18 protein-coding genes are annotated in these 22,096 nt (G+C 41.1%); 15 read left to right on the forward strand and 3 right to left on the reverse strand.

Features of this window, described 5'->3' with window-relative positions:
* Positions 1-176 precede the first annotated feature (176 nt).
* Entirely contained in the window at positions 177-3,329 is a 3,153-nt protein-coding gene (locus tag ACRYKC_RS10290; RefSeq protein ID WP_433806647.1) for a chitobiase/beta-hexosaminidase C-terminal domain-containing protein, read from the forward strand.
* Positions 3,330-3,388: 59 nt separating this feature from the next.
* Here the strand turns inward: ACRYKC_RS10290 and ACRYKC_RS10295 are convergent, their stop codons facing one another.
* Positions 3,389-4,849: an APC family permease gene (locus ACRYKC_RS10295; RefSeq protein WP_433806648.1), complete on the reverse strand. Its 1,461-nt coding sequence runs from the start codon at positions 4,847-4,849 to the stop codon at positions 3,389-3,391.
* Between the two features lie 607 nt (positions 4,850-5,456).
* Between ACRYKC_RS10295 and ACRYKC_RS10300 the strand changes: the two genes are divergently transcribed.
* A complete protein-coding gene (locus ACRYKC_RS10300) occupies positions 5,457-6,500 on the forward strand; it encodes a glycosyltransferase family 4 protein (RefSeq protein WP_433806649.1) in 1,044 nt (347 codons plus the stop codon).
* Between the two features lie 124 nt (positions 6,501-6,624).
* Here ACRYKC_RS10300 and ACRYKC_RS10305 read toward each other — a convergent pair whose 3' ends face one another.
* Positions 6,625-7,635: an LCP family protein gene (locus ACRYKC_RS10305; RefSeq protein ID WP_433806650.1), complete on the reverse strand. Its 1,011-nt coding sequence runs from the start codon at positions 7,633-7,635 to the stop codon at positions 6,625-6,627.
* 17 nt (positions 7,636-7,652) lie between these two features.
* Positions 7,653-8,294 (reverse strand): YigZ family protein, encoded by a 642-nt coding sequence (locus ACRYKC_RS10310; protein WP_433806651.1) that lies wholly within the window; start codon positions 8,292-8,294, stop codon positions 7,653-7,655.
* Positions 8,295-8,465: 171 nt separating this feature from the next.
* Here ACRYKC_RS10310 and ACRYKC_RS10315 point away from each other — a divergent pair, with 171 nt between their 5' ends.
* From ACRYKC_RS10315 to ACRYKC_RS10375, 13 genes are all read left to right on the forward strand, one after another.
* On the forward strand, positions 8,466-9,605 hold the full coding sequence (locus tag ACRYKC_RS10315) for a sensor histidine kinase (protein WP_433806652.1): 1,140 nt from the start codon (positions 8,466-8,468) through the stop codon (positions 9,603-9,605).
* Between the two features lie 160 nt (positions 9,606-9,765).
* Entirely contained in the window at positions 9,766-10,443 is a 678-nt protein-coding gene (locus tag ACRYKC_RS10320; protein WP_433806653.1) for a response regulator, read from the forward strand.
* Between the two features lie 267 nt (positions 10,444-10,710).
* A complete protein-coding gene (locus ACRYKC_RS10325) occupies positions 10,711-11,556 on the forward strand; it encodes a DegV family protein (RefSeq protein WP_433806654.1) in 846 nt (281 codons plus the stop codon).
* Positions 11,557-11,616: 60 nt separating this feature from the next.
* Positions 11,617-13,032 carry an ATP-dependent helicase ComFA gene (locus tag ACRYKC_RS10330; RefSeq protein ID WP_433806655.1) on the forward strand — a complete coding sequence of 472 codons (1,416 nt, stop codon included), beginning with the start codon at positions 11,617-11,619 and terminating at the stop codon, positions 13,030-13,032.
* The gene (locus ACRYKC_RS10335; RefSeq protein ID WP_433806656.1) at positions 13,029-13,694 is read left to right on the forward strand and encodes a ComFC family protein; all 666 of its coding nucleotides are present in this window, start codon (positions 13,029-13,031) and stop codon (positions 13,692-13,694) included. The genes ACRYKC_RS10330 and ACRYKC_RS10335 overlap by 4 nt, the downstream gene beginning before the upstream one ends.
* A gap of 473 nt (positions 13,695-14,167) precedes the next feature.
* Positions 14,168-14,551 carry an aspartate 1-decarboxylase gene (gene panD, locus ACRYKC_RS10340; protein WP_433806657.1) on the forward strand — a complete coding sequence of 128 codons (384 nt, stop codon included), beginning with the start codon at positions 14,168-14,170 and terminating at the stop codon, positions 14,549-14,551.
* 229 nt (positions 14,552-14,780) lie between these two features.
* Entirely contained in the window at positions 14,781-14,954 is a 174-nt protein-coding gene (locus ACRYKC_RS10345; RefSeq protein ID WP_433806658.1) for a hypothetical protein, read from the forward strand.
* A 149-nt stretch (positions 14,955-15,103) separates the two neighbouring features.
* Complete coding sequence (locus tag ACRYKC_RS10350; protein ID WP_433806659.1) at positions 15,104-15,487, forward strand: DUF8042 domain-containing protein; 384 nt, start codon at positions 15,104-15,106, stop codon at positions 15,485-15,487.
* A 584-nt stretch (positions 15,488-16,071) separates the two neighbouring features.
* Positions 16,072-16,632 carry a ribosome hibernation-promoting factor, HPF/YfiA family gene (hpf, locus tag ACRYKC_RS10355; RefSeq protein ID WP_433806660.1) on the forward strand — a complete coding sequence of 187 codons (561 nt, stop codon included), beginning with the start codon at positions 16,072-16,074 and terminating at the stop codon, positions 16,630-16,632.
* A gap of 221 nt (positions 16,633-16,853) precedes the next feature.
* Positions 16,854-17,048 (forward strand): hypothetical protein, encoded by a 195-nt coding sequence (locus tag ACRYKC_RS10360; RefSeq protein WP_433806661.1) that lies wholly within the window; start codon positions 16,854-16,856, stop codon positions 17,046-17,048.
* A 146-nt stretch (positions 17,049-17,194) separates the two neighbouring features.
* Positions 17,195-19,708 carry a preprotein translocase subunit SecA gene (gene secA / locus ACRYKC_RS10365; protein ID WP_433806662.1) on the forward strand — a complete coding sequence of 838 codons (2,514 nt, stop codon included), beginning with the start codon at positions 17,195-17,197 and terminating at the stop codon, positions 19,706-19,708.
* A gap of 119 nt (positions 19,709-19,827) precedes the next feature.
* Positions 19,828-20,932 (forward strand): peptide chain release factor 2 gene (gene prfB / locus ACRYKC_RS10370; RefSeq protein ID WP_433806663.1). Its coding sequence is split into 2 segments (ribosomal slippage): positions 19,828-19,899 and positions 19,901-20,932, totalling 1,104 coding nucleotides; the frame shifts between segments, so codons are not numbered across the junction.
* Positions 20,933-21,297: 365 nt separating this feature from the next.
* On the forward strand, positions 21,298-21,813 hold the full coding sequence (locus tag ACRYKC_RS10375; RefSeq protein WP_433806664.1) for a GNAT family N-acetyltransferase: 516 nt from the start codon (positions 21,298-21,300) through the stop codon (positions 21,811-21,813).
* The last annotated feature ends 283 nt before the right edge of the window (positions 21,814-22,096 follow it).

A 22,096-nucleotide genomic window follows, 5' to 3' on the forward strand; every position in this document is an offset into this window, starting at 1 on the left:
ACACCCATCAAACGTAGGAAGATCTGTAATATGATTGTTACAAGTGGGCCTAAAGTCGCCTTTCTTTGGAATGATTTATCTTTTTTTACAAAAATAAAATATAATCTCAATTCTGAATTTTATATACTGAGAGTTAGAGCAAGAATTTATCATATTTTGTAAGGGAGGCAACACATTTGAAAAAAACAGTCATTTGGTGCTTGATTTTGATGCTTGTGGCCGGTTCAGCTATTACTCCTTTCCCTAAAGTAGCTAAGGCTGAAACGCCATCCAATTTATTAATCTCAGAATATGTCGAAGGGTCCAGCTACAATAAAGCTATTGAGATTTATAACGGTACAGGCGGAGGTGTGGATTTATCACAATACGCAGTTGAACTTTACAGCAATGGGAATACCACCGCTAGCACTTCTTATCAAATGGAAGGGACTTTATCCGATGGTGAAGTGTTTGTTATTTCCGTTTCGAAGGCTGAGGAAGCTATCCAGACCGTCAGTGATGTGAACAATAACGTTGCGAATTTCAACGGAAATGATGCATTAGTTTTGAAAAAAGACGGTGAGATCGTTGATTCTCTAGGACAGATTGGAAACGATGCAGATTTCGCTGTAGACGTGACATTGCTCCGAAATTTGGATGTAGCGACAGGCGATACAGACGCTATGGATGCGGTTGATCTTTCGGAACAATGGGATCAGTTTGCTAAAGATACATTCAATTATTTAGGCAATACGGACGTACCTGAGACGGAAACAGGAAAAGTACAATCCATTGCAGATGCACGCCAGGCTGAAGGCGAAACGGTAACGGTGGAAGGAATCGCGACAGCATCCTTTGAAGCGGGCGGTCAAACAAACCTCTACATACAAGACGATACAGCAGGTGTGATTGTTCGTGCTCCTGGTATTACCGCAGCTATTGGGGATCAGGTAAAAGCGACAGGCAAAATGGGAGATTATTATGGCATGCAGCAGATTGAAACTTCCTCAGCTCAAGTTGAAGTTACAACTGAAAACGCAGGTGTTCCTGTACCTGAAGTTGTCAACGCCGCCCATTTTAGTGCTGAAAAAGGGGAAGAGATTGAAGCAGAGTTCGTACAAGTGGGCCCCGTTGAAATTACAGATAAAAATCAGTACGGCGATTTTACAGCCCAGGGTGAAAATGGAACGTTTGTGATTACCCCTGAAAATGAAGACTTTCTAGAAGTCGGGCAAACTTACGAACAAATCAAAGGTGTTGTGAACTACAGTTTTGGAAATTATAAACTAGTTCCACGTTCTCAAAGTGACATCATTCAAAAAGTTTTTGCTGTAACAGCAACTCCATCTGCAGGTGAAGTTGTAAAAGGAACTGAGGTTACTTTGAAAACAGCCGAGCCAGGGGCAACGGTTCATTATACGACAGACGGTTCAGAGCCTACAGCTGACAGTAAAGAATTCACAGAACCGGTTGTTATTGAGGAAGATACAACCATTAAAGCGGTGGCGGTTCGAGAAAATGGAGACGTAAGTGATGTAGCGACTTTCAACTATACAGCCTTAAAGCCTCTTGATGAATTAGAAATTCACGATATTCAGGGTGCTTCTCATACGTCCCCTTATGAAGGTCAAGTCGTAGAAGAAGTTGAAGGCGTCGTGACCAAATTAGACGGATCAAACGGATTTTACATGCAAAGCGTAAACCCTGATGATGATGTAAAAACTTCTGAGGGAATTTATGTGTACAAACGGAACGCTGATGTAAACGTTGGCGATCAAGTTACAGTTAGCGGTGAAGTAAAAGAGTGGAGGGAAGACGGCTATTCTGATGCCGATGATCTTCTGACAACTCAAATTACCGCCTCCAGTGTGGAAGTAACTGAATCAGGTCAGGATATACCTGAGCCAGTAGTCATCGGTGAGGATCGTACACCACCCACTGAAATTATCGAAAACGACGGTTTACAGTCTTTTGATCCAAATGAAGATGGCATTGATTTTTATGAAAGTCTTGAAGGCATGTTCATTGAACTTCCAGATGCAAAAGTGACGGGCCCGATTAAATACGATGAACTGCCTGTTTATGTAGAAGCAAGCGAAGACCAATTGTTCACGGATGCCGGCGGGTTACTAATCTCTCCCGAAGATTACAATCCTGAGCGTATGCTTGTGGATGTAGACGGCATTGATGTAACTGCGAAAACGGGTGACTATTTTAAAGAATCCATTACAGGTGTCGTGAGTTATGATTACAGCAACTACAAAATCCGCGTAGCAGGAGAATTTCCACAGATCTATGATGGCGGAACAGAAAGAGAATCCGCGAAGCTTAAAGGGCTTAAGCAAAAATTGACGGTTGCCAGTTACAACGTTGAAAACTTCTCAGCAGAAACAGATCCTGAAAAAGTTGAGAAAATTGCTGACTCTATTGTTAACAACTTGAATACTCCTGATGTTGTCGGTCTAATCGAAATGCAGGATAACAATGGAGCCACAGACGATGGAACGGTGGATGCAAGCGAAAGTTACCAGACGCTGATTGATGCAATTGTAGAAGCGGGTGGACCTCGTTATGAATTTACAGATATTGCTCCTCAAGACAAAACAGACGGAGGTCAGCCTGGTGGAAACATTCGCGTTGGATTTATCTATAACCCTGAGCGTGTAACGCTTACGGATAAACCAGATGGAGACGCAGTAACAGCTGTTGATGTGAATGAAGAGGGGCTCACATTAAATCCAGGTCGTGTTAATCCAACAAACGATGCTTTTTATGATTCAAGAAAACCTTTAGCTGCTGAATTTGAATTCAATGGAGAGAAAGTGGTTATCGTTGCTAATCACTTCAATTCAAAAGGCGGTGACGATGGATTGTTTGGAGCTTCTCAACCTGTCGAGTTGGGTAGTGAAGAGCAGCGAATCGAACAAGCGAAAGTAATTAATAACTTTGTCCAAAAAGTAGAAAGCGAAATGAAGGGTGCGAATGTCGTCGTCCTAGGGGATTTGAACGATTTTGAATTCTCCGCTCCAATTGAAACGCTGGAAGGAGATATTCTCGCTAATATGATCGAGGAAGTTCCTCATGATGAACGCTATACGTATATCTATCAAGGGAACTCTCAAGTATTGGATCATATTCTTGTTAATAAAGATTTGAAAAAGCAAACGAAGATAGAAACAGTTAACATTAATGCCGATTTCTCAGAAGTGGATGGCCGTGCCAGTGATCATGACCCTGTGTTAGCTCAGATCCACATTAAAAAAGATAAAGCTGATGAGGCTAAGGATCGGTTTCATCATTGGCTCTATGTTATTTGGAATAAGTATTTTGGTTATCATTTTGGTTTTTAGAATGAGAAAATCCCCGCGATAAGCGGGGATTTTTTTGGGTTTAGTTCTAGCTTCCTTGTTTATATTTCTTCTTTTTCTAAAATGAGATAATTCATTTCTTTACGGTCAATGCTATTGTAACGCTTCGCATTGACGAGGTAGAACACGATACCAATCAAGATCCATATTCCAAGAGCGATATAGGATTCTCTGCCCAATGATGCCGGAGACCCAGGGAAAAGCAACAGTACAAGAAAACCTATGGAACTGATCATACCGATCAGTGATAACAGTTTTCTACCTGGTGCAACGACATCATAGGCTCCGTTCGATTTACTGTTTGATGACCAGCGGAAGAATTTATAAGCTGTCGCTGTACAGAAAAAGTAAGCAATTGCAACACCGGTCGATGACATGTCCACGACCCACAGTAATGCTTCACGGCCGAACCAGGGAGCAATCAAACAAATCGCCATCGTAAATAGGATTCCAACGTAAGGAGTGTGGTATTTGGAATGTAATGCTCTAAACATATTTGGCAGGATTCTCGCACGGCCCATGGCAAAAGTAAGGCGGCTTGCTGAAATGTAGAATCCGTTCAGTCCAGTAAAGATACCCATGGATACTGCAATCCCGATGATTAATACACCAGCACGTCCCATATAACTTTCAATGGCATCTCCAGTTCCCCATACAGAATTATTCGCTTCGATCTGTGCTAGAAGATCCTGCCAAGGCATCGTGCTTGCTGTGATCAAAATCATCGCACTATAGGCCAATCCCGCTGCAAGCAAGGACCAAATGATTAAACCAAAAGCTTTCTTTGGATCAAAAGTAAACTCCTCAGCTGCCTGAGGGATATTATCAAAACCTACGTAAGCGAAAGGCGCAAGAGCAAGGATAGATAAAATCGATGCGATTGCTGTTTTATTAGGTTGGAAAGCAGGTGAGATATTCTCGACACTTGGTCCGTCAGTAAATATTGCTCCAACAGCCAACAAGGTAATACCTAAAATTAAAATGATACTGAAAATAAACTGGGTGCGTCCCGAAAAACTTGCTCCTCGGATATTCAAGAATGCGAAAATAATAAGAGCAATGCTGGCAATAGCAATTTGAATGATGGAAACTTCATAACCAGCTACAGTGTATAAATTTCCTGTTCTCACGAAATCAGGAAACAAAAATTTAGCGAGTAAAGCAAGGGCGGATGCGTTCAAAGCAACAATACAAATATAACCCAGGGTCAAAAACCATCCAGCGAGAAAGGCGAACTTCCTGCCGAATCCGATATAGGCATAAGCAAATTCCCCGCCTGTTACCGGAAATTTCTCAATCAGAAATCCATAGCTGACACCTATAATCATCATTAAAACAGCACCAAGCAAAATACCTATGACAACGCCAATTGGGCCAGCTTGACTGATCCAATCTGTAGGTAAAACAAAGGCCCCCCAGCCAATGGCCGATCCGAAGGCGATGGCCCAAACCCAATGAGCTTTCAGAGACCTTTCCAGTTTCTTACGTTCTCTTTTCACCATATTTCGAAAATCCTCCTAGAAAAAATGACATAGCACACATTGTAAGGAAATAAATAAGAACTTTGCAAATAATATCTCAGACTGCCTCTAGGTTTATATTGACTTAAATCCTGCTGGCTAAACCTTATTATGAAGAGGATTATACTCCATAAATTGGAAGGTGAAATGTAAGTTTTTGTAGGGAAAAACTCGAAAAATTACCCCATTAAGTTTTAAACAACAAACGAAGAGGTATAAAAGTTTTTGGAGAAAGCACTGAAAGCCAGAAGTAAGCATTTGATCCATTGTCTGGGGAGATGCAAATTCGTACGACTTTTTTCCTGTTCTTAACTTTTTTTGAAACTCCTGCCATCTCCAACCGTCCAAGTAATACAGCTGAAAAACAAAGGTAAAGATGTTGTCGGGTAAACGATTAAAGTGTTTATGAATGTAAAAAAAGGGCTAACAAATAATTAAGAAAAAATGTATATCTCGGACGTCTTTGTTGTGCTATAATCTTTTAAGATTATTGTTCGAAGTAGAGCAGGATTTATTCAGTAAGAGATGGAAAAATTATAGTAGCTTACTTCAAAGTGGAGAGGACATAATAAACCTGAGGAGGGTCTTTATGGAGTATAAGGCCTTGTTATTCTGCTTTATAGCTTCTGTTTTAATTACGCCGCTTGTGAAGAAGATGGCGATTAAAATTGGAGCAACCGATAAACCGAATCATCGAAAAGTGCATAAGGTCGTCATGCCGCGGCTAGGAGGACTAGCCATATTTCTCAGTTTCGCCATTGGCTTATTGTTTTTCTTTCCTGAAAGTAAATTCACTTGGCCTGTATTCATAGGTGCCACAATTATTATCATTACAGGAATTCTGGATGATATGAAGGAACTGTCAGCGAAGATGAAGCTGGGTGGTCAACTGTTAGCTACGATCGTAGTTGTTATCGGCGGTGTTCAAGTCGAATACATTAACTTACCTTTTGGAGGTCAATTAGAATTCGGATATTTGAGCATTCCGATTACAATATTATGGATTGTCGGGATTACTAACGCGATCAACCTGATTGATGGGCTTGACGGACTTGCGGCAGGCGTATCAGCCATTGCGCTGTTAACGATATCTGGAATGGCGATCACGATGGGAAATGTGTTCGTGGTTTTTGCAGGCTTTATGATGCTAGGAAGTACATTAGGATTTCTCCTATACAACTTTTACCCGGCAAAAATTTTCATGGGAGATACAGGAGCCTTGTTCTTAGGCTTTATGATCAGTGTTCTTTCTTTACTAGGATTTAAAAATGTTACATTGTTCTCATTTATTATTCCGGTCATCATACTTGGTGTTCCGATCTCGGATACTCTTTTTGCAATTGTGCGAAGGGTCATCCAACGGAAACCGCTGTCCGCACCAGATAAATCTCACTTACATCACTGCCTCATCAATCTAGGATATAGCCATCCTGAGACAGTGCTTATGATATATGCTGTGAGTGCCTTATTCAGTTTAGCCGCAGTTATTTTCTCACAGGCTACTATGTTCGGTGCCCTGGCTGTCATTGCTCTCCTCATCCTCATGATTGAGTTGATTGTTGAAATGACTGGCTTAATCGGTAAAGAATACAAACCAATTCTTAATTTAATTAAAGATTATCGCAAACGATAAAAATATAAGCTGTCATGCAGGATACCTGCATGGCAGCTTATTTATTACCTGGGAAATATATCGTCGAATCGTGGAAAGTAAAATGCGAAAGAACCCTATAAAAGCCCAATCGCGTTTTATGGTTTCACGTTTCATCTTCATCATCGGCATCATCAGCAAACGTATTTACCCCTTGATCATCGTCTGGTTTTTCAAGGTTGAGATGTGTCCTGAGTTCACTTTTAGTTGAAAGTAAACTGTCTTCATAAACGTCATAATACCATACACCATTTTTTCTCATTCCTTCACCTTGAAGCTGCATTTTTTCAAAGGATAATCCTTGTTTTTCTAGAAAATAATCTTTAAAGGAGATCATTTCGTCAAAAGTTAAATTCGTCTTAAGATTATTGCTGATGGAATTGAGGATTTCACTAAAATTACTCATGGAACTTGTCGTCATGGATTGTCGGACTATTTCCTGGATTAAATCCATCTGTCTCTGTCCGCGTGCAAGATCACTATCATACTTTCTCGTTCTTGCTAAGGCCAATGCTTCTTCTCCATTTAATCTTTGGTATCCTTCTTCAAGTTCAATGGCACCAGCCTGGTCTGCACTGTTCTGCTCTGTTATATCAAAAGGAACATTGTAGGTGATACCGCCTATAGAATTGACAACTTCGATGAAAGAATTGAAGTTCAAACGGACATAATAATCGACAGGAACGTTAAACATTCCCTCAACAGTTGCAACAGTGGCATCGATACCTCCGAAGGCATGGGCGTGAGTGATTTTGTCCTTGTAGCCGATTTCTGGGATGTAGGTATAGGAGTCTCGAGGGATGCTAACCATTTTGATGGACTTGTCATCGTCATTAAATGTTGCGAGTACGAGGGCATCCGATCTGGTCGAATTTGAAGATCGTTTTTCACTATCGTCAATACCTACAAATAACACAGAAGTATGGTCATATTCGGGATTGACGACTTCTTTACGTTTCTCAGACTTTTCGCCGCGATCAAGCTCTTGGTGAGAGTCAACGGCTGTTTGTTTCATCTGGTCAGTGATGTAAGCTGCATAACCTGCAGCTGCACCGACACCCATTAAGAATACAAATGCCAAAGACCACAAGAAAATTTTGAGCTTTTTGTGTTTCATGGTGGGGAACTACTCCTTTATTCAGGGGTCACATCAAACTCCACATAGGATGATCCTCCCTGTGTAATCGTAGCTTGATTACTTGTAAGGTCAGTGATCCAGTTTTTGAATGCTGTCTCTTGACCACTTTCTACATATATTATTAGTTCCACATTTTCCATGTAATTAATCGTTTGAAGAGCATATTGAGAGTTACGGACTTCATTTTCCAGTTTTCCAAGCAGGTGATACGCGATGGTTACTTTCATTTCGTTCATAAGCTGACGTGTGACGACCCCGGTTTTGTCAATGGCTGCTGAAGCTGTTCCAGAATAAGCTCTAATTAATCCACCAGCACCAAGTTTGATCCCACCAAAATAACGGGTCACAACAACGGCTGTGTCTTTCAGCCCTCTTCTTTTAAGCACTTCGAGCATCGGTACACCAGCTGTGCCACTCGGTTCGCCGTCATCATTGGCTTTTTGAATTAAGTCGTGTTCCCCGATCATATAAGCGGAACAGTTGTGTGTAGCATCATGGTGCTTCTTTTTGATTTCCTGTATAAAAGCTTGCGCCTGTTCTTCTGTTTCACACCGTTTGATATAGCCGATAAACCGAGATTTCTGTATAGTCACTTCTTCTGATCCTTCAGGTTTTACTGTATAATAATTTTCTAGCATAATGAGTTGAACCTCCTAATCATTCATTATATAAGCGGGGGCCAATTTCGGCAAATATAGGCAGCTTTTATCAAAATAATAAATCGCATACTTTTTTTGTGATAAAAAACCCCCACAAATTGACTTAGGTCGAACGAATGAGTGTGTGTGAATATTGATGGAGGGACTATGATGAGTGAAAAGAAACTACGGGATAAGACTTTAGATTTCATCATCGGTGAAATGATCGATACAGTTACAAACAGCAGAGATGAAATTTTTGCCATTGGTGAAGAGTCCCGTACTGAATACGAGAAATTAAATAAAGAACTAATAGAGACGAAGCAGCAGGTCCTTACATTAATTGAGGAGGGGGATAAGCTCGAACAAAGAGTGCGCTTGTCCCGCGTGCGCTTATCAGAGGTCAGTAAGCAGTTCCAGAAATATTCAGAAGATGAAATTAGAAAAGTTTATGAACAGACACATGGGTTGCAAATGGATTTGTCCATGAAGCAAGAAAAAGAAAAGCAACTGCGAGAACGTCGAGATGATCTTGAACTACGGTTGAAGAACCTAGATGATACCATTCATCGAGCGGAAGCGCTCGGAGGTAAGATCTCTGTCGTACTCAACTATTTACAAGAAGACTTCAAGCACGTAACCGATGCGCTAGAGGATGCGAAAGAAAAACAAAAATTCGGTTTACAAATTATTGAAGCACAGGAAGAAGAAAGACGGCGTCTTTCAAGAGAAATCCATGATGGACCGGCGCAAATGCTTGCCAATGTCGTGCTAAGATCCGACCTCGTCGATCGTACTTATCGAGAGCGGGGCGTGGAGGAAGCTTTACAAGAAATGAAAAATGTTAGAAAAATGGTGCGTTCTGCCTTGTATGAAGTGCGCAGGATCATCTATGATCTAAGGCCTATGGCAATGGACGACCTCGGACTTATTCCGACATTGAAAAAATACCTGGCTACGGTGGAAGAATATAACGGTTTGGAGGTTACGTACACTTCCTTTGGAAAAGAGAGAAGATTAGAATCCAAATATGAAGTTGCTCTCTTCCGGTTGATTCAAGAAGCCGTGCAAAATGCAATTAAACATGCAAACGCTTCGACCATTCATGTGAAAATGGAAATGAATCATGAATCCGTAACGATTATAGTAAAAGATGATGGGGATGGTTTTGATCCTTCTGTAAAAAAAGATAAATCTTTTGGCTTAGTCGGCATGCATGAACGTGTAGATATGCTAGAAGGAGAACTTACGATCGATTCCAGCCCTGGTGAAGGGACCATCGTCACGATTTATTTGCCAATAAATAGTTGATTTAAAGAATAACTATGTAAAATGGCATGAATCGTTTATAATAAAAAATAGGATTAGGGTAATATAAAAAAAGATAAAATTAGAGATATATAGAGATCTGATATAGGATAGGGGACCGTAAGAAAATCCATTATTTGCAAGGAAATAGGAGGAAAAGATCATGACGACCAGAATAGTCCTGATTGATGACCATAAATTATTCCGTGAAGGCGTAAAAAGAATCTTAGACTTTGAATCTAGTTTTGAAGTAGTAGCTGAAGGAGACGATGGTAGCGCGGCATTGAACCTGATTGAAGAGCACACACCAGATGTTGTGTTAATGGATATCAATATGCCAAGCATGAACGGTGTAGAAGCTACTGCTGAAATTACGAAAAAATATCCTGACATGAAAGTGATCATCCTATCTATTCATGATGATGAAAACTATGTGACCCATGCACTGAAGACGGGTGCTCAAGGGTACTTGCTGAAGGAAATGGATTCTGATGCATTGATCGACGCTATCAAAGTAGTCAGTGATGGCGGATCCTATCTTCACCCGAAAGTAACTCATAACTTAGTGGCTGAATATCGACGCCTTGCAGAAAATAAAGGAAGCAGCGCTTACCGCACGATTGAATATCGTAAGCCTTTGCATTTGCTGACTCGCCGTGAATGTGAAGTACTTCAGCTTCTAGCTGACGGAAACAGTAACCGCGGAGTAGCTGAATCCCTTTACATCAGTGAAAAGACAGTTAAAAACCACGTGAGCAACATCTTACAGAAAATGAACGTTAACGATCGCACACAGGCCGTTGTTACAGCAATTAAGAATGGCTGGGTTGAGGTCATCTAATCGTAATTAACCAAACGAAGGCTATCGTCTGAGGTGTATTTATATATACCTCAGAAGGTAGTCTATTTATTTGGAGCTTTCTAACTGCACCATCTCATCTATTTTCGTCCTCAGGTCATCCAGTAAATGGTAAAATCGAATGTTCACTGGTTCCAGTTTTTTGGTGCAAACTGCAAGAGGTTCATGTAGAATGATAGAAAGAGATTTAAGTGAGATAAACTCTACATAAAACGATAACAAACTTAGTGAAATAAGGAGTTGGCTCAAATGAAAACAGCGGTGCTAACCGACAGTACGGCTTACATACCTCGAGATGTTCGAAAAGCTAATCACATACATATGGTCCCGTTGAACGTCATTTTTGGTCATGAATCCTATCAGGAAGAAATTGATATAAGTGCAGAAGATTTTTACGATATGGTAAAAGAAGGCTGTGAGCTTCCTAAGACGTCACAGCCATCAATCGGTTCAATGACGAAAAAGCTGGAAGAGCTTGCTGACGATTATGATGCGGTTATTGCCATTCACTTATCCAGTGGGATTAGTGGAACATTTCAGGCAATGGTGACAGCTAGTGAAATGGTGGAAGAGATCGATGTCCATGTCTATGACTCTGAAATCAGCTGTCTGATGCAAGGTTTTTACGCCCTGGAGGCAGCTGAACTTGCAAACAACGGAGCAACGCCAGATCAGATTATTGCTCGCCTTAATGAAATGAAGCAAACCATGAATGCTTATTTCATGGTTGATGATCTAAGTCATCTTCAACGAGGTGGACGATTGAACGGAGCGCAGGCATTCATTGGAAGCTTGCTACAAGTGAAGCCTGTCCTGCATTTTGTTGATACAAAGATCGTTCCTTATGAAAAAATCCGCACTCGGAAAAAGGCGTTAAAACGAATCATGAGCCTCTTTGAAGAATCTATTCAAGATGGCGGCCAGTATAAGGCCTGCCTAATTCATGCCAATCAGCATAATGAAGCGAAAGAATTAAAAGAAGAATTAGAATCCAAGTTTGATCATGTAGACATAGAACTCAGTTATTTTGGACCTGTCATCGGCACCCACCTTGGGGAAGGAGCAATCGGGTTAGGCTGGTACCGTAAGTCTTAGCTGTAAGCGCCTGTTTGCGAGACTCAACCAGGCGCTTATTTTGTAAAAGCAGGTGAAAATATGATAAAAGCTCTCCGCAATTATTTTTCTAAAGACTACTCCTGGATTCCTCTAGAAACTCCTCCTCACACTACCCTTCAACTAGCAGGCAAACTTCTACTTAAACATGAACTTCCTTTTAGTGAAAAAGAAATCACTTCATTAGTAGATCAATCCGCTTTGACAACCATTCCTTCCATAGAAAAACACGTATGGGGTTATCGGTGTCGCCGCTGTGGTAACCAAAAAAGAGATTACTTTGCTGAGATGCCTCATTCCTCATGTCAGAAGAAGTGTATCTATTGTCGGTCGTGCATCCAGATGGGGCGAGTCATTGAATGCGAGCCGCTTTACTACGGCAGTCCGCAGGTAGAGTGGCCGCACTACCATGAGCCTTGCTCTTGGGAGGGTACACTCACGGTTCATCAAAGACGTGCGTCACATGAGCTCAAGCAGTTAATTCAAAAAGGTAATGGGGAAAAGCTGATCTGGGCAGTTTGCGGAGCAGGTAAAACAGAAATGCTGTTCCCCGGTATAACAGAAGCTTTAATAACGGGGAAACGTTTATGCCTGGCCACACCGCGCACGGATGTGGTAAGGGAACTGCTGCCCAGATTTCGTCAAGCTTTTCCGGATGTCAAAATCGCGGGCTTGTATGGTACAAGTGAAGACAAAAAGGGGGATGCTTCTTTTGTCATTGCCACCACTCATCAGCTCTATCGCTTTGCCCGGGCTTTTGATTTGATAATCATTGATGAAATTGATGCTTTTCCGTTTCATAATGATCCTTCTCTCCATTATGCAGCAGCTAGAGCGGCTAAAGAAAACGCTGCACTCATCTACTTGACCGCTACGCCAAGAAAAACTCAGAAAAAGCGAATTAGATCAAAGTCTTTGCCTGCTGTATTTATCCCGAAGCGTTTTCATGGTTATCCCCTCCCGGTTCCGCAATTTAAACTAACTCCTGCACTCCATCGACATTTAAAACGAAGTAAACTCCCCGGGTCTATACTGGAAAGGATCCGCCATCAACAAAACTCCTATCGGCAACTGCTAATCTTTCTCCCTACAAAGCAACAGGCTGAGAAGATCTCCTCTTATTTAAAATCCTTTTCTCTTCATGTGGCGTATGTCCATGCGGAAGACCCTTTAAGAGCAGAAAAAGTGTCTGCTTTTCGCGCCAAAGAGTATGATATCCTCGTTACTACCACAATTTTAGAGCGCGGAGTAACTTTTCCGTCTGTCGATGTTTACGTGATGGACGCTGGACACGATGTGTTCGATGAGCCTGCGCTCGTCCAAATTTCTGGCAGAGCCGGACGCAGTCCTGATGACCCCAGGGGTGATGTGTTCTTTTTTCATATAGGGAAAACAAACGCGATGCTTGATGCCAAAGACGCAATTATAGAAATGAATCGGTTAGGGGCAAACTCATGAAATGCCTTGTCTGTCTTAACACCATCGAGCCTCAAGTTACATGGGAAATCTTTTTGCAGCTTCCTGAGAAAGACAAACTTTGTTCAGATTGCTCACACCGTATGGAACGAATCACAAAGCCTGGATGTCCTAGGTGTTTCCGAACAGATTCCATAGGTGTTTGCTATGACTGTGAGAGATGGGAAGAGAGCCACGAAGGTGTACTGGAAAAAAACGTTTCTGTCTTTCGCTACAATGATTTTTCGAAAGAGGTGGTCGCGCGCTGGAAGTACCGCGGAGACTATGTATTGATGGAAGCTTATCAAAAGGACATTTTAAAAACCTTCACGCTGCATTATCCAGAGCCAATTCCACTTATAGTGATTCCCCTTAGCGAGACTAGACTACACGAAAGGGGATTCAATCAATCGGAAGCCATCATTCAACTTTTACAAAGAGAGTCTCATCAACTACTAACAAGAATGGGAACCCAAAAACAATCAAAGAAACACCGCTCCGCACGAATCCAATCGACGAATCCTTTTAGATTAACTAAAGTGATTCATGACCCCGTCATTCTAATCGATGATATTTACACGACAGGTTCAACATTGAGGCATGCGGCAAGTTTATTGAAAAAAGAAGGCTGTCCCCAAGTGTACGCTTTTACGCTTTTTCGTTAATTTTTCCTTTGGTTTGAGAAGTTCTTGCCAATATAATAGAAAAGATAAATTAGCTAAAAAGTAACAAAACCATCTTTATGAGAGTACGACCTTTTCCTTTTTAAAGAGGAAGCGGGAAGGAAGACTTAAGGTTACAGTTCATAAACCTTTAGAAAAGGTAAGTATCTCGTTCGTAACGTAGATATGGCGAAAGAAATGATGAACTAAACGAATTCTTCTACTCTTGCCCATCCCAAGCTATGCTTGCAAAAGTCAATCAAATGCCTCATGGAGTACTAGATTCATAGACCAAGGACGCTCATCTCGCATAAGGGTGTTTTTTACGTCTTCCTAACAATCAAGCAAAGCTGTTGAACCCGTTTTCAAAAAAATATATAGTGATGGTGTATCAGAAAAGTCTGTTAAATCTCTTTGAAGAGAAAGACAGATGAAACCATCAATTACCAAAATAACATTAAAGCGAGGTTCTAACTATGCAACGACTCATGTGTAAAGGTAAAATTCATCGCGCCACTGTAACCGAAGCTGATTTAGATTACGTTGGCAGTATTACCATCGATTCCACACTAATGAAAGAAGCGAATATTAAACCCTATGAAATGGTCCAAATCACTAGCTTAAAGAATGCGACTCGCTGGAAAACGTATGCACTCCCTGCCCCAGAAGGATCCGGGAAGATTTGTTTAAATGGACCTCCCGCTCACCTTTTCTCTCCAGGAGACATCGTCATTATCCTAAGCATGGGAATGTTTGAAGAAGAGGAAATCGACGGCTTAGAGCCAAAAGTTGTTTTTGTAGATGGAGAAAATAATATTACAAATGTAGAAGAGCATAAGCTACATTGGCCGGAAGAATAGTCCCAGCAAAAGTTCACCCAGAGCGGTGAACTTTTTTGTGCCCCGGCAAAGAGCTTATGAACAGAGTCTGGATCTTCACTCAAGGCTCTTACAGCTTACATTCAGTGATGATAATTTTTCCGCCATCAAGGTAATTGGAAGTTTTCAATTCCGATTTGCTCCAGCTGATTGAAAGGACCTCCCGTTTCAACCAGCTAATACCAGTCGTTTTGAAGCTGATAAACGGCCTTTGAAGCGTACTGCCACTTCTCAACCTTACAGTAGTCGTGCTGATTTAGTGGATCAAATAGACGTATTGCTTGATAAGCGACAGTTCCTTATGGGAGAATTAACGAAGCCAACTAAGGGTGAGGAAAGAGTTATGATTGAAAAGGTGAAAAAGCTAGATTTGATAATCAATTAGAAACTGGAATTTCTCCTAACCGATTTGAAAAGGGACATGCGGAACAACAAAAAGCAAAAATCTAGCCAACAACGTTATACAAACCCCTACTCGAACGTTTCAAGCTATGATGGGATGTTTTTTGACCATAAAAAGTAGCAGGTGATTTTTTGTCAGAACTAACCGCAGAACAGCATCACATGTTAAAGGATTATAATGAAGTGCTGGATACTGTAAGTGAAGCACTGGTATACCTTGAGAAGAACCTGAAAGAAGAAGCTTTAGATGAAGACCAGCAAGTATTTGAAGATCTGCTCCTTGCCTTTGAACAGCTTAGTGTACGTCACGAACAAATGATTATTTGGTTCGAAGATAAAGTAGAGATGTCCATGCTAGTGGCAGATTACCATGAGGTCATTGATTTATTGAAGAAATGGTTCGTTTTTGAATCAAACGAAGAAAAACGAAAGCTGCTTACTGAAAATGTTATTCCAGCTTTTGAGAGCTGGAAGGACAAAATGCAGTTGTTTGTGAAACCATACATAGCTCATTAGATAACAATACCGTCTTATAAGGCGGTATTTTTTATTGATTTATTATTATTGTGCAGGGTTGAGTGACCACTTATAGGGGAAGGATTCTTTAAATGAATGGTAATATTTGGAGGTGGACGATCTTGAAAAATCTATCAAACAGGATTCATACCTTTATCGCCATCTTCTTAATATTTAGTGGTGTAAGTGTTTTGTTTGACTACTTTTCATAAGAAACAATTTCATGGACAATGCATGTATCCCAAGCTGCTGTAGCAGCCGTTATCTGGGCAGTGTTTAACCCTTTTTTTAAAGGAAAGGATACAAAAAAGAAGTGAGATTGCTAAATCTCTTTTTTTTAAAATAATTCCTCAAACAAAATTCTACAAAATCTCTTCGACTCATTTCTAACCTCCCTTACTCACTTGTCGAACCCCCTCTAAAATCGCTGTCTACATGCAAGCCAGAAAATGAAAACTGCATTAAATAGCAATTTCCAGCAATTACCGACACAAATTCGACAAAATATTTTGAGAGTTTATGCAGGAAAGGGGGTGGGTATGATAGAATATATATCACATAAGGACGAAAGGAGGACACTTCTTATGCTACAGTACACCATTCGCGGTGAAAACCTAGAAGTGACGGATTCTATTAAAGAATATGTGGAGAAAAAGGTGGGCAAACTCGAACGCTACTTTGATACTCCGCCGTCATCCGAGGTTCATGTAAACTTAAGTGTCTACAATGATGAGCAGACAATCGAGGTCACAATCCCGATGAAGAATTTGCTTCTTCGTGCGGAGGAACACAACACTGACTTATACGCTGCCATCGACCTTGTGGTAGATAAATTGGAACGACAAATTCGCAAGCATAAAACGAAAGTGAATCGTAAGTTCCGTCAAGAGGGTGCTCCAAAACACGTATTCGCAGAGCTCGAGCGTGAAGCTCAGCAAGAACGCGAAGCACAAGATGAAAATGATTTTGATATTGAAATTGTAAAAACGAAACGCTTTGACTTGAAGCCTATGGATAGTGAAGAGGCTGCACTACAAATGGATATGTTAGGTCACAACTTCTTCGTATTTACAAATGCGAACACAGATGAAACGAACATCGTTTATAAACGTCGTGATGGGCGCTATGGCCTGATCGAAACTTAATGAAGAGATGAACCAACACCCCCTGCTCCGCAGGGGGTTTTTTATGGATTAATAAATTTGGCTAATAGGAGACCAGGGACGAGTAAATATCAATTTTTCTCTATGTAAAAATTAGAATTTATAGCTAGGAAGTTGTACTAAAATTGAATAATAGTAATTGGGCTCTTCAAATAACACTATGATATAACAAGAGTACAACTACTGTATCAGGAGGTGGACGAATGAAAAAATCTTCTCCACTATGTCAGTGCAGCCACTTAAATGACAGAATCAAAAAACAGGAAGAAGCAATCGCCCAGCTTGTAGAAATTATTGGCACAACAAACCGAAGACTTTGTGAATTGGATCAGCGTCAACACTTCCTCAACCAATCTTATAGAAAAGTAAATCCCACACCCCTGCAAACCTCTACATAATTCACCATAAAACCCCTTCCCGAGTGTTCTAGTCGTTAAACAATATGTCACATAAATTTTTTGTATCTCGGCTTCTCTTAGTGTTATGATAATAAATGGATTATACTATTCAACCGAGATTTGAAATCAATAGAGGAGCGGTTGCAATGCTTGGAACTTTAAAGAAGATCTTTGGCGATGGTAATACACGTCAATTGAAGCGACTGGAAAAGATCGCTGACGATATTGACGCTTTAGAATCTGAATACGAAAAGCTATCGGATGATGAACTGCGCCAAAAGACTGAAGAATTCAAAGAACGCCACCAAAATGGCGAAGACTTAAATGATTTATTAGTTGAAGCTTTTGCGGTCGTCCGCGAAGGTTCTAAACGAGTACTAAATATGCGCCCATTCACAGTGCAGCTTTTAGGTGCGATTGCATTACACGAAGGTAATATTGCGGAAATGAAGACAGGGGAAGGTAAAACCCTTGCTTCCACTATGCCAGCATATTTGAACGCTCTTTCAGGAAAAGGCGTTCACATTATCACGGTCAACGACTACCTGGCTAGTCGTGATGCGAAGGAAATGGGTGAACTCTATCAATTCCTTGGTTTGACTGTCGGACTAAATTTGAATGGAATGTCCAAAGATGAAAAGCGTGAAGCCTACAATGCCGATATTACGTACGGAACGAACAATGAATTTGGTTTCGATTACCTGCGTGATAATATGGTGCTTTATAAGGAGCAAATGGTTCAGCGTCCGCTTAACTTTGCGATCATTGACGAGGTCGACTCGATTTTAATTGATGAAGCACGTACTCCGCTAATCATTTCAGGTACAGCTTCTAAATCTGCTGATCTCTATCAATCAGCGAATGCATTCGTTCGATTGCTTGAGAGAGAAGAAGACTTTACGTATGATGAAAAAACAAAAAATGTTCAGCTGACTGAAGAAGGAATCAACAAAGCAGAGCGCTTTTTCAAGATCGATAACTTATACGATCTTTCCAACGTTTCTTTAATTCATCATATCAACCAGGCGCTGAAAGCTCATACGTCTATGCATCGTGATACAGATTATGTTGTGGATGAAGGGGAAGTCGTCATCGTTGACCAGTTCACCGGTCGTCTTATGAAAGGACGCCGTTATAGTGATGGCTTGCATCAGGCGATTGAGGCGAAAGAAGGCCTGGAAATCCAAAATGAAAGCATGACGCTTGCTTCTATAACGTTCCAAAACTTGTTCCGAATGTATGACAAGCTATCTGGTATGACAGGTACAGCAAAAACAGAGGAAGAAGAATTTCTTAACATCTATAACATGCGTGTTATCGTCATCCCGACAAACCGGGACATCGTTCGTGATGACAAGCCGGATCTTGTTTACAAAACCATGGACGGTAAGTTCAAAGCTGTTGTAGAGGACATTAAAGAACGTCATGAAAATGGACAGCCTGTGCTTGTTGGTACGGTAGCGGTCGAGACTTCAGAAATCATCTCACGTTACTTGAATAAAGCAGGCGTTCCTCATAATGTGTTGAACGCGAAGAACCACTTCCGTGAAGCGGAAATTATTGAAAATGCCGGACAAAAAGGTGCAGTTACGATTGCAACCAACATGGCCGGACGTGGTACCGACATCAAACTAGGCGAAGGCGTCAAAGAAGCTGGCGGTCTAGCCGTGATCGGTACAGAGCGTCACGAGTCACGACGTATTGATAACCAGCTGCGTGGACGTTCCGGCCGTCAAGGTGACCCTGGAATGTCTCAGTTCTACCTCGCTACAGATGACGAACTGATGCGCCGATTTGCTTCCGATAACATTCGCAGTATGATGGACCGTCTTGGAATGGATGATTCTCAGCCAATCGAAAGTAAAATGATTTCAAGAGCTGTAGAATCTGCTCAGAAACGTGTCGAAGGTAACAACTTTGATGCACGTAAGACGATTCTTTCTTACGATGATGTTCTTCGTCAGCAACGTGAGGTTATTTACAAGCAGCGTTATGACGTACTGACCTCAGACAATCTTCGTGAAATCATAGAGAAGATGATTGAGCGTACGGTAGCGAATACAGTCAGCGTACACACGAGTGAAGAGGAAGAAGAGAATTGGGACCTTGAAGCACTTGTGGAGTATCTGCGTGCCAATCTTCTATTTGAAGGAGATGTGACCGTTGCTGATCTGAAAGGAAAAGATCCTGAAGAAATGCAGGAGCTAATCCTTGAAAAAGTGAAGATGCGTTACGACGAGAAAGAAGAAGAGCTGACAGAGGAGCAGATGCGTGAATTTGAAAAAGTTATACTTCTTCGTACAGTTGACCAGAAGTGGATGGATCACATTGATCAGATGGATCAGTTGCGCCAAGGAATTCACTTGCGTGCATACGGTCAAAATGACCCGCTTCGTGAGTACAACTTCGAAGGCTTCCGCATGTTTGAACAAATGATCTCAAACATCGATGAAGAAGTTTCTCGTTATGTCATGAAAGCTCAGATTCGCAACAACCTGCAGCGTCAGGAAGTAGCCAAAGGGGCTACAGCCGTATCAGGTGGCGAAGAAAGTAAAGAGAAGAAGAAACGCCAACCGTTTGTGAAAAAAGACAATGTAGGTCGTAATGATCCATGTCCTTGCGGAAGCGGTAAGAAATATAAGAACTGCCACGGAAAATAAGGAAGTGAGACACTCTCGTATAGAGAGTGTCTTCCCTTGTCTTTGGCCTGTTGATTTTAAAACATTTTATATAAGATATTAATAACCTATTATGTATGATTATTTGAGGAGTGATCGTTATGGATATGGCCGAAATTCGCCATGAACTAGATAATACAGCTAATCGTTTAGCGGACTTCAGGGGGTCTCTTTGACATCGATCAAAGAAAAACCCGAATTGCTGAACTTGAAGAAGAAATGACAGCACCGGGCTTCTGGGATGACCAGAAAACGGCCCAAAAAGTCATTGATGAGGTAAATGGACTAAAATCACTTGTCCATACCTTGGAAGAACATGAGGAAACCCATGAGAACCTGGAAGTTTCCTATGAACTGGTTAAAGAAGAAGATGATGAAGATCTTCGTCAGGATTTAGAAGAGCAAATCCAACAACTAGTTAAAGATTTAAACCAATTTGAATTAAATATCTTACTGAGTGAACCTTATGACAAGAATAATGCGATTCTTGAGCTTCACCCGGGAGCCGGCGGCACAGAGTCCCAGGACTGGGCAAGCATGCTGTTACGTATGTACACTCGCTGGGCAGAAAGAAAAGGATTTAAAGTCGAAACGATGGATTACCTTCCTGGCGAAGAGGCAGGCGTAAAGAGTGTCACGCTATTAATTAAGGGACACAACGCTTACGGCTACTTGAAAGCGGAAAAGGGCGTTCACCGTCTTGTGCGTATCTCGCCGTTTGACTCTTCAGGGCGTCGCCACACATCATTTGTGTCATGCGAGGTCATGCCTGAATTCAACGATGAAATTGAAATCGACGTTCGAACAGAAGATTTGAAGATCGATACGTATCGTTCCAGTGGTGCAGGCGGTCAGCACGTCAATACGACGGATTCAGCTGTAAGGATCACCCACACTCCAACGAACACCGTAGTAACGTGTCAATCTGAGCGTTCTCAAATTAAGAACCGTGAACAAGCTATGAAGATGCTGAAGTCGAAGCTTTATCAGCTGGAGATCGAACGCCAACAGCAAGAGCTTGATGATATTCGTGGTGAACAAAAAGAGATCGGCTGGGGCAGCCAAATCCGTTCGTACGTTTTCCATCCCTACTCCATGGTTAAAGACCACCGTACGAACACAGAAATCGGAAACACACAAGCCGTTATGGACGGTGAAGTAGACAAGTTCATAGATGCTTACCTTCGTTCCCAAATGGATAGTTAATTTTGAAGACTCTCACTACAGTGGGAGTCTTTTTAGTCACAGAGTGTGTTCGGAATTTTATTTGGGCTCGACTTGTTGACGGAATAGGAATTCATTAGCTTTACTCGGAAGACCTGCCAAGCATCTTCGATTCACTGTAAGGTCTTTACCGGCCGTTTTTTTGCGTCGGAGTCTTATTAATTTCTATCATCAAATTCAATATGAGCTGATCTTACAATCGTTAAAATGAATGAAGCGACTTGACTAAGAGGACTATTTTTTAAACTTTTCATTCAATAACTTCAAAAAACCTCTATAAAAAAGGGTTTTTCCCTCTTCTATTGAATTATTTATGATAGACATCATAAAAGAAAAGAGGAAATCGTTTGACACAGTACAAAATCAGACAAGCAACAAAAATAGATCATGATTTTCTAAGCGACATGCTTTATGAAGCCATCTACGTACCTGAAGGCGAAGCCAGACCTCCTAAAGATATTATTAACCGACCGGAAATTGCTAAGTATTTGAGTGGTTGGGGAAGAGAAGGCGATATGGCTTATATAGCGATCGATCAGAATGAAAATCAAGTGGGAGCCGTTTGGACACGTCTCTTTGATGAGAATAATCAGACATACGGATATATTAACGGAGACACACCTGTTCTCAGCTGTATGGCAGTTGCACCTGGTTATAGAGGGAAGGGAATCGGAACTTTATTATTGAGTGAAATGATAAAGGAGGTAAAAAAGAAGGGATATACCGCTTTGTCCTTAAGCGTAGATCCAGATAACAATGCACGCTTGCTATATGAAAAATACGGATTCAGAAAAGTAGGCATTAATGGGACGTCGTGGGATATGGTTGCTACGTTAAACGAAAATAACAAAAATATCTTCTAATAACGCGCAAGCCCCGTAAGAGAAATTCTCTTACGGGGCTTATGTAATGAACAAAGGCAATCACAAAAGGCAGAGGATTTGCTTTTTATGATCAATAAGAGTATATCATATGTGAATATTGTATGAAAATGAATAAAAAGCCCTTTCGCATCAGGTCTAACGACACTATTTCACTCATGCATTCTAATCTATTTGTTCTACAACAATGACTATGTTCCTGTTCTGCCTTCTATCCATTTCCAATTATTTTTGCTATGATAAACGTACATACATATGAAGGCGG

This window comes from Halobacillus sp. A1-3 (genome assembly GCF_050971765.1).
In the GTDB taxonomy this organism is placed as follows: Bacteria; Bacillota; Bacilli; order Bacillales; family Halobacillaceae; genus Halobacillus; species Halobacillus mangrovi_B.